The organism is Streptomyces sp. NPDC044064 (assembly GCF_056434245.1).
This window is the reverse complement of record NZ_JBWKFN010000029.1, coordinates 123,041-131,994: the sequence shown is the minus strand read 5'-3', so window position 1 is coordinate 131,994 and position 8,954 is coordinate 123,041. Positions and strand designations below refer to the sequence as shown.

The following is an 8,954-nucleotide window of genomic DNA, read 5'->3' as shown; positions in this document are numbered from 1 at the left end:
GAGTGTGGCGTCCCCTCCGGTTTTTTTTTTCCCCGCGCGTGGGGGAGGTGTCGGGGGGGGGGGGGTGTGGCCCGGTTGTGCCCCCCCCCGGCCGCGCGGCGGAGCCGCACACGGACAAAAGCCGCCGGGGCGCCCCGAACCGTACGGTTCAGGCCACCCCGGCGGCACGTTTCTGCTCAGCTGCTGCAGGCGGTCAGGCCTCTTCGTGGGTGGCCACCGCGCGGCGCGCGTCCGCGTCCAGGACGCCCCAGCTGATCAGCTGCTCGGTCAGGACCGAGGGGGACTGGTCGTAGATGACGGCGAGGGTGCGCAGGTCGTCCTGGCGGATCGAGAGCACCTTGCCGTTGTAGTCGCCGCGCTGGGACTGGATGGTCGCCGCGTAGCGCTGCAGCGGGCCCGCCTTCTCGGCCGGCACGGTGGCCAGCCGCTCCAGGTCCAGGACCAGCTTCGGCGGCGGCTCGGCGGCGCCGCCCGGCGTGGTGCCCGGCAGGAGCTCCTGCACGGGGACGCCATAGAAATCGGCCAACTCGGCGAGACGCTGCACGGTCACGGCGCGGTCACCGCGCTCATATGAACCGACCACCACGGCCTTCCAGCGACCCTGGGACTTCTCCTCGACACCGTGGAGGGAAAGGCCCTGCTGGGTGCGGATGGCCCGGAGCTTGGCCCCGAGCTGTTTGGCGTATTCGCTGGACATATAGCTCCCCGGACACTGTGTCGACGCGGTCGGTTGGGTTTCCCGCCGCGCGGCTGGTAACTCACTGTGAGGTTACGCAGCGTGACTCTCATGCGTCAAGCCGAATGGTCCACACCGACTCTTCCGTGGTAGTGACGGCCGATTGCGCCAGGTGGGTGATCGACGCCCTCTGGGGACCTGCTACCGTTGATGGCGCAAATCCGACGTCCTTTAAGGTCCGTCCCGTGAGGCGGAGAAGGAGGTCCGTTTCGTATGGACTCGCACGCGAACCCGCATGCAACCGATGCTCGGCCCGTACTCGAAGGCCCCGACATCGCACGGGTACTGACCCGTATCGCCCACGAGATCGTCGAGCGCGCCAAGGGCGCCGACGACGTGGTGCTCCTGGGCATTCCGACCCGGGGTGTCTTCCTCGCCCAGCGGCTCGCCGCCAAGCTGGAGCAGATCACCGACCGCAAGGTCCCCGTCGGCTCGCTCGACATCACCATGTACCGCGACGACCTGCGCATGCACCCGCCGCGTGCGCTGGCCCGCACCGAGATCCCCGGTGACGGCATCGACGGCCGTCTGGTCGTCCTCGTCGACGACGTGCTCTTCTCCGGGCGCACCATCCGTGCCGCCCTCGACGCCCTGAACGACATCGGGCGCCCGCGCGCGGTCCAGCTCGCGGTCCTGGTCGACCGCGGCCACCGCGAACTGCCCATCCGCGCCGACTACGTCGGCAAGAACCTCCCCACGTCGCTGCGGGAGACGGTCAAGGTCCAGCTCGCCGAGGAGGACGGTCGCGACACCGTGCTGCTCGGTGTGAAGCCGGCCGACCAGTAGCAAGTCGGGCGCGCACGGCCGCTTCGGCGTGCCGACACGCGCACCGGTTTGCCCCACTGTGCCCTCTTGGGGGCATCTCCCAGACCCCCGGATCCCGATGAACTGCCTTACGGAGCCTGACAGATGCAGCGTCATCTCATCTCGGCCGCCGACCTCACCCGCGACGACGCCGTCCTGATCCTCGACACCGCCGAGGAGATGGCCCGGGTCGCCGACCGGCCGATCAAGAAGCTGCCGACCCTGCGCGGCCGCACGATCGTCAACCTCTTCTTCGAGGACTCCACCCGCACCCGGATCTCCTTCGAGGCCGCCGAGAAGCGGCTGTCCGCGGACGTCATCAACTTCACCGCCAAGGGCTCCAGCGTGTCCAAGGGCGAGTCCCTGAAGGACACCGCCCAGACCCTGGAGGCGATGGGCGTCGACGCCGTCGTCATCCGGCACGGAGCCTCCGGAGCCCCCTACCGCCTGGCCACCTCCGGCTGGATCGACGCCGTCGTCATCAACGCCGGCGACGGCACCCACCAGCACCCCACGCAGGCCCTGCTGGACGCCTTCACCATGCGCCGCCGCCTGGTCGGCCGGGACGCCGGTCTCGGCCAGGACCTGGCCGGCAAGCGGATCACCATCGTCGGAGACGTCCTGCACAGCCGGGTCGCCCGCTCCAACGTCGACCTGCTGCACACCCTCGGCGCCGAGGTCACCCTCGTCGCGCCGCCCACCCTGGTACCGGTCGGCGTCGAGACCTGGCCCTGCGAGGTGTCCTACGACCTCGACAGCACCCTGCCGAAGTCCGACGCGGTGATGATGCTCCGGGTCCAGCGGGAGCGCATGAACGCCGCCTTCTTCCCGACCGAGCGCGAGTACTCGCGGCGCTACGGCCTCGACGGCGAGCGCATGGCGAAGATGCCCGAGCACGCGATCGTGATGCACCCCGGCCCGATGGTCCGCGGCATGGAGATCACCGCCGAGGTCGCCGACTCCGAGCGCTGCACCGTCGTCGAGCAGGTCGCGAACGGCGTCTCCATCCGGATGGCCGTCCTGTACCTGCTGCTCGGTGGAAACGAGCCCGCCGTCACCCACACCCGCACCAACGAGGAGAAGTAAGTCCCATGAGCAAGATCCTTATCCGTGGTGCGAAGGTGCTCGGCGGCGAGCCGCAGGACGTGCTGATCGACGGCGAGACGATCGCCGAGGTGGGCGCCGGGCTCAGCGCCGAGGGCGCCGAGGTCGTCGAGGCCGCCGGCAAGGTGCTGCTGCCGGGTCTGGTCGACCTGCACACCCATCTGCGCGAGCCGGGCCGCGAGGACTCCGAGACCGTGCTGACCGGCACGCGCGCGGCCGCCTCCGGCGGCTTCACCGCCGTGTTCGCCATGGCCAACACCTTCCCGGTCGCCGACACCGCCGGTGTGGTCGAGCAGGTCTACCGGCTCGGCCAGGAGCACGGCTACTGCGACGTCCAGCCCATCGGCGCCGTCACCGTCGGCCTGGAGGGCCGCAAGCTCGCCGAGCTGGGCGCGATGCACGAGTCGGCCGCCGGGGTCACCGTCTTCTCCGACGACGGCAAGTGCGTGGACGACGCCGTGATCATGCGCCGGGCGCTGGAGTACGTGAAGGCCTTCGGCGGTGTCGTCGCCCAGCACGCGCAGGAGCCGCGGCTCACCGAGGGCGCCCAGATGAACGAGGGCGTCGTCTCGGCCGAGCTGGGCCTGGGCGGCTGGCCGGCCGTCGCCGAGGAGTCGATCATCGCCCGGGACGTGCTGCTCGCCGAGCACGTGGGCTCCCGCGTGCACATCTGCCACCTCTCGACCGCGGGCTCGGTGGAGATCGTCCGCTGGGCCAAGTCCCGCGGCATCCAGGTCACCGCCGAGGTGACCCCGCACCACCTGCTCCTCACCGACGAGCTGGTGCGCACCTACAACCCCGTCTACAAGGTCAACCCGCCGCTGCGCACCGAGCGGGACGTGCTCGCCCTGCGCGAGGCGCTCGCCGACGGCACGATCGACATCGTCGCCACCGACCACGCCCCGCACCCGCACGAGGACAAGGACTGCGAGTGGGCCGCCGCCGCCATGGGCATGGTCGGTCTGGAGACCGCGCTGTCAGTGGTGCAGGAGACCATGGTCGACACCGGGTTGCTGGACTGGGCCGGCGTCGCCGACCGCATGTCCGTCAAGCCGGCGCAGATCGGACAGGCCACCGGCCACGGCCGTCCCGTCTCGGCTGGTGAGCCCGCCAACCTCGCCCTCGTCGACACGGAATACCGTGGCTCGGTGGACCCCGCGGGCTTCGCCTCGCGCAGCCGCAACACCCCGTACGAGGGACGCGAGCTGCCGGGCCGTGTCACCCACACGTGGCTGCGGGGCAAGGCCACGCTCGTCGACGGGAAGCTCACGTGACACCTGTAATCCTGCTGGCCGAGGCGCAGAAGTCGGCCGAGGTCACCGACTGGCCCGCCCGTATCGGCTGGCTGATCGGCCTCGCCCTCTTCGTCGCGCTCATCTACTGGCTGATGCGCGAGGGCTGGAAGTGGCGCGGCACGCTCCAGGGCGACCTGCCCGAGCTGCCCAGCGCGCCGGAGGAGCCCGGCGAGGCCAGACTGACGATGAGCGGCCGCTACCACGGCTCGACCACGGCCGGGCAGTGGCTGGACCGCATCGTGGCCCACGGCCTCGGCACCCGCAGCCGGGCCGAGCTCACCCTCACGGACGCGGGCCTGGAGGTCGTACGCCCCGGGGCGACCGACTTCTTCGTCCCCACCGCCGCACTGCGCGGCGCCCGGCTCGACAAGGGCATCGCCGGCAAGGTCCTCACCGAGGGCGGCCTGCTGGTGGTGACCTGGGCCCTCGGGGACAAGCTGATCGACTCCGGCTTCCGCTCCGACCACGCGGCCGAGCACAACGAGTGGGTAGACACCCTCAACCAGATGACCAACGACACGGAAGGCGCACGATGACGACCTCCACCAGGGGAGCTGCCAAGGTTCCCGCCGTACTCGTCCTGGAGGACGGCCGCACCTTCCGCGGCCGCGCCTACGGGGCCGTGGGGGAGACCTTCGGCGAGGCCGTGTTCTCCACCGGTATGACCGGTTACCAGGAGACCCTCACCGACCCGTCGTACGACCGCCAGATCGTCGTCGCGACCGCCCCGCAGATCGGCAACACCGGCTGGAACGACGAGGACGACGAGTCGAGCCGCATCTGGGTCTCCGGCTACGTCGTGCGCGACCCCGCGCGCGCGGCGTCCAACTGGCGGGCCAAGCGCTCCCTGGACGACGAGCTGGTCGCGCAGGGCGTGGTCGGCATCTCCGGGATCGACACCCGCGCCCTCACCCGCCACCTGCGCGAGCGCGGCTCGATGCGCGCCGGCATCTTCTCCGGCGAGGCCATCGCCCCCGAGGCCGAGCTGCTCGAGCGCGTGCAGGCCCAGCCGCACATGAAGGGTGCGAGCCTCTACGAGGAGGTCGCGACCGAGCGGGCGTACGTCGTCCCCGCGATCGGCGAGAAGCGCTTCACCGTCGCCGCCATCGACCTCGGCATCAAGGGCATGACCCCGCACCGCATGGCCGAGCGCGGCATCGAGGTGCACGTGCTCCCGGCGACGGCCTCCGTGGACGACGTCTACGCCGTCGCCCCGGACGGAGTCTTCTTCTCCAACGGCCCCGGCGACCCGGCCACGGCCGACGGCCCGGTGGCCCTCATGTCCGCCGTGCTGGAGCGCAGGACGCCGCTGTTCGGCATCTGCTTCGGCAACCAGATCCTCGGCCGCGCCCTCGGCTTCGGCACCTACAAGCTGAAGTACGGCCACCGGGGCATCAACCAGCCGGTCCAGGACCGTACGACCGGCAAGGTCGAGGTCACCGCGCACAACCACGGCTTCGCCGTCGACGCGCCGCTCGACAAGGTCAGCGACACGAAGTTCGGCCGCGCCGAGGTCTCGCACGTCTGCCTGAACGACAACGTCGTGGAGGGGCTGCAGCTGCTCGACCAGCCGGCCTTCTCCGTCCAGTACCACCCCGAAGCGGCAGCGGGCCCGCACGACGCCGCCTACCTGTTCGACCGCTTCGTATCCCTGATGGAGGGCCAGCGTGCCTAAGCGCACCGATATCCAGTCCGTCCTGGTCATCGGCTCCGGCCCGATCGTCATCGGCCAGGCCGCCGAGTTCGACTACTCCGGCACCCAGGCGTGCCGCGTGCTCAGGGCCGAGGGCCTGCGCGTGATCCTCGTCAACTCCAACCCGGCGACGATCATGACCGACCCGGAGATCGCCGACGCCACCTACGTCGAGCCGATCACGCCCGAGTTCGTCGAGAAGATCATCGCCAAGGAGCGCCCCGACGCCCTGCTGCCCACCCTGGGCGGCCAGACGGCGCTGAACACCGCCATCTCGCTGCACGAGAACGGTGTCCTGGAGAAGTACGGCGTCGAGCTGATCGGCGCCAAGCCCGAGGCGATCCACAAGGGCGAGGACCGCGACCTCTTCAAGGGCGTGGTCGAGGCCGTCAACACGAAGATCGGGTACGGCGAGTCCGCCCGCTCGGTCATCTGCCACTCCATGGACGACGTCCTCAAGGGCGTCGGGCAGCTCGGCGGCTACCCGGTCGTCGTCCGCCCGTCCTTCACGATGGGCGGCGCCGGCTCCGGCTTCGCGCACGACGAGGAGGAGCTGCGCCGCATCGCCGGTCAGGGCCTCACCCTCTCGCCGACCACCGAGGTGCTCCTGGAGGAGTCCATCCTCGGCTGGAAGGAGTACGAGCTGGAGCTGATGCGCGACAAGCACGACAACGTCGTGGTCGTCTGCTCCATCGAGAACTTCGACCCGATGGGCGTGCACACCGGTGACTCGATCACCGTCGCGCCCTCGATGACGCTGACCGACCGCGAGTACCAGATCCTGCGCGACATCGGCATCGCCGTCATCCGCGAGGTCGGCGTCGACACCGGCGGCTGCAACATCCAGTTCGCGGTGAACCCCGAGGACGGCCGGGTGATCGTCATCGAGATGAACCCGCGCGTGTCGCGCTCCTCGGCGCTCGCCTCCAAGGCGACCGGCTTCCCGATCGCCAAGATCGCCGCCAAGCTCGCCGTGGGCTACACCCTGGACGAGATCCCGAACGACATCACCCAGGAGACCCCGGCCTCCTTCGAGCCCACGCTCGACTACGTGGTCGTCAAGGCTCCGCGGTTCGCCTTCGAGAAGTTCCCGCAGGCCGACTCCACCCTCACGACCACCATGAAGTCGGTCGGCGAGGCCATGGCCATCGGCCGCAACTTCACCGAGGCCTTCCAGAAGGCGCTGCGCTCGCTGGAGAAGAAGGGCAGCCAGTTCACCTTCGTCGGTGAGCCCGGCGACAAGGAAGCGCTGCTGCGCGAGGCCGTGCGCCCCACCGACGGCCGGATCAACACGGTCATGCAGGCCATCCGTGCCGGCGCCACGCCCGAGGAGGTCTTCGAGTACACGAAGATCGACCCGTGGTTCGTGGACCAGCTCTTCCTGATCAAGGAGGTCGCGGACGAGCTGGACGCGGCGCCCGAGCTGACCCGTGAGCTGCTCGCCGAGGCCAAGCGGCACGGCTTCTCCGACCAGCAGATCGGTGAGATCCGCGGCCTGCGCGAGGACGTCGTCCGCGAGGTCCGGCACGCCCTCGGCATCCGCCCGGTCTACAAGACGGTCGACACCTGCGCCGCCGAGTTCGCCGCGAAGACGCCGTACTTCTACTCCTCCTACGACGAGGAGACCGAGGTCGCGCCCCGCGAGAAGCCCGCGGTGATCATCCTGGGCTCCGGCCCGAACCGCATCGGCCAGGGCATCGAGTTCGACTACTCCTGCGTCCACGCCTCCTTCGCGCTGTCCGACGCCGGGTACGAGACCGTGATGGTCAACTGCAACCCGGAGACCGTCTCCACGGACTACGACACCTCCGACCGCCTGTACTTCGAGCCGCTGACGCTGGAAGACGTGCTGGAGATCGTCCATGCGGAGTCCTTGGCCGGCCCGATCGCCGGCGTGGTCGTGCAGCTGGGCGGCCAGACCCCGCTGGGCCTCGCGCAGGCCCTGAAGGACAACGGCGTGCCGATCGTGGGCACCCCGCCCGAGGCGATCCACGCCGCCGAGGACCGCGGCGCCTTCGGCCAGGTCCTCGCCGAGGCCGGCCTGCCCGCTCCCAAGCACGGCACGGCCACCACCTTCACCGGCGCCAAGGCCATCGCCGACGAGATCGGCTACCCGGTCCTCGTCCGGCCCTCCTACGTCCTCGGCGGGCGCGGCATGGAGATCGTCTACGACGAGACCCGCCTCGCCTCCTACATCGCCGAGTCGACCGAGATCAGCCCCTCCCGGCCGGTCCTCGTCGACCGCTTCCTGGACGACGCCATCGAGATCGACGTCGACGCCCTGTACGACGGCGAGGAGCTGTACCTCGGCGGCGTCATGGAGCACATCGAGGAGGCCGGCATCCACTCCGGCGACTCGGCGTGCGCCCTGCCCCCGATCACCCTCGGCGGCTTCGACATCAAGCGCCTGCGTGCCTCCACCGAGGCCATCGCGCGCGGCGTCGGGGTGCGCGGCCTGATCAACATCCAGTTCGCGATGGCGGGCGACATCCTGTACGTCCTCGAGGCCAACCCGCGCGCCTCCCGTACGGTCCCCTTCACCTCGAAGGCGACCGCGGTGCCGCTCGCGAAGGCCGCCGCCCGGATCTCGCTGGGCGCGACCATCGCCGAGCTGCGCGCCGAGGGCCTGCTGCCGCAGACCGGCGACGGCGGCGAGCTGCCGCTGGACGCGCCGATCTCCGTCAAGGAGGCCGTCATGCCGTGGTCGCGCTTCCGCGACATCCACGGCCGCGGCGTCGACACCGTCCTCGGCCCGGAGATGCGCTCCACCGGCGAGGTCATGGGCATCGACTCCGTCTTCGGCACGGCGTACGCCAAGTCGCAGGCGGGTGCCTACGGCCCGCTGCCCACCAAGGGCCGCGCGTTCATCTCGGTCGCCAACCGCGACAAGCGCTCGATGATCTTCCCGGCCCGCGAGCTGGTCGCGCACGGCTTCGAGCTGCTCGCCACCTCCGGCACGGCCGAGGTCCTCAAGCGCAACGGCATCAACGCCACGATCGTGCGCAAGCAGTCCGAGGGCACCGGCCCGAACGGCGAGCGGACCATCGTCCAGCTCATCCACGACGGCGAGGTCGACCTCATCGTCAACACCCCGTACGGCACCGGCGGCCGCCTCGACGGCTACGACATCCGTACGGCCGCGGTGGCCCGCTCGGTGCCGTGCCTGACGACCGTCCAGGCGCTCGCGGCGGCCGTCCAGGGCATCGACGCCCTCAACCACGGTGACGTGGGCGTCCGTTCGCTCCAGGAACACGCGGAACACCTGACCGCGGCCCGCGACTAGCAGCCCTGAGGGGGACACCGGAAACGGTGTCCCCCTCTT

The 8,954-nt window shown here is 70.4% G+C and carries 7 protein-coding genes; 6 read left to right on the top strand and 1 reads right to left on the bottom strand.

What is annotated here, in order from left to right; translation table 11 throughout:
* Positions 1-193: 193 nt before the first annotated feature.
* On the bottom strand, positions 194-697 hold the full coding sequence (gene bldD, locus AC07DS_RS36095; RefSeq protein WP_014671524.1) for a transcriptional regulator BldD: 504 nt from the start codon (positions 695-697) through the stop codon (positions 194-196).
* A 252-nt stretch (positions 698-949) separates the two neighbouring features.
* Between bldD and pyrR the strand changes: the two genes are divergently transcribed.
* The 6 genes from pyrR to carB all read left to right on the top strand — a co-directional run bounded on the left by pyrR (position 950) and on the right by carB (position 8,915).
* Complete coding sequence (pyrR, locus tag AC07DS_RS36090; protein ID WP_145881111.1) at positions 950-1,522, top strand: bifunctional pyr operon transcriptional regulator/uracil phosphoribosyltransferase PyrR; 573 nt, start codon at positions 950-952, stop codon at positions 1,520-1,522.
* A 123-nt stretch (positions 1,523-1,645) separates the two neighbouring features.
* The gene (locus AC07DS_RS36085; protein ID WP_479152296.1) at positions 1,646-2,626 is read left to right on the top strand and encodes an aspartate carbamoyltransferase catalytic subunit; all 981 of its coding nucleotides are present in this window, start codon (positions 1,646-1,648) and stop codon (positions 2,624-2,626) included.
* 5 nt (positions 2,627-2,631) lie between these two features.
* Complete coding sequence (locus AC07DS_RS36080) at positions 2,632-3,918, top strand: dihydroorotase (RefSeq protein WP_479152293.1); 1,287 nt, start codon at positions 2,632-2,634, stop codon at positions 3,916-3,918.
* Positions 3,915-4,475: a PH-like domain-containing protein gene (locus AC07DS_RS36075; RefSeq protein WP_479152291.1), complete on the top strand. Its 561-nt coding sequence runs from the start codon at positions 3,915-3,917 to the stop codon at positions 4,473-4,475. Before AC07DS_RS36080 ends, AC07DS_RS36075 begins: the two co-directional genes overlap by 4 nt.
* The gene (gene carA / locus AC07DS_RS36070) at positions 4,472-5,614 is read left to right on the top strand and encodes a glutamine-hydrolyzing carbamoyl-phosphate synthase small subunit (RefSeq protein WP_479152289.1); all 1,143 of its coding nucleotides are present in this window, start codon (positions 4,472-4,474) and stop codon (positions 5,612-5,614) included. Before AC07DS_RS36075 ends, carA begins: the two co-directional genes overlap by 4 nt.
* Positions 5,607-8,915, top strand: a complete 3,309-nt coding sequence (gene carB, locus AC07DS_RS36065) for a carbamoyl-phosphate synthase large subunit (protein ID WP_479152288.1) — start codon at positions 5,607-5,609, stop codon at positions 8,913-8,915. Before carA ends, carB begins: the two co-directional genes overlap by 8 nt.
* The last annotated feature ends 39 nt before the right edge of the window (positions 8,916-8,954 follow it).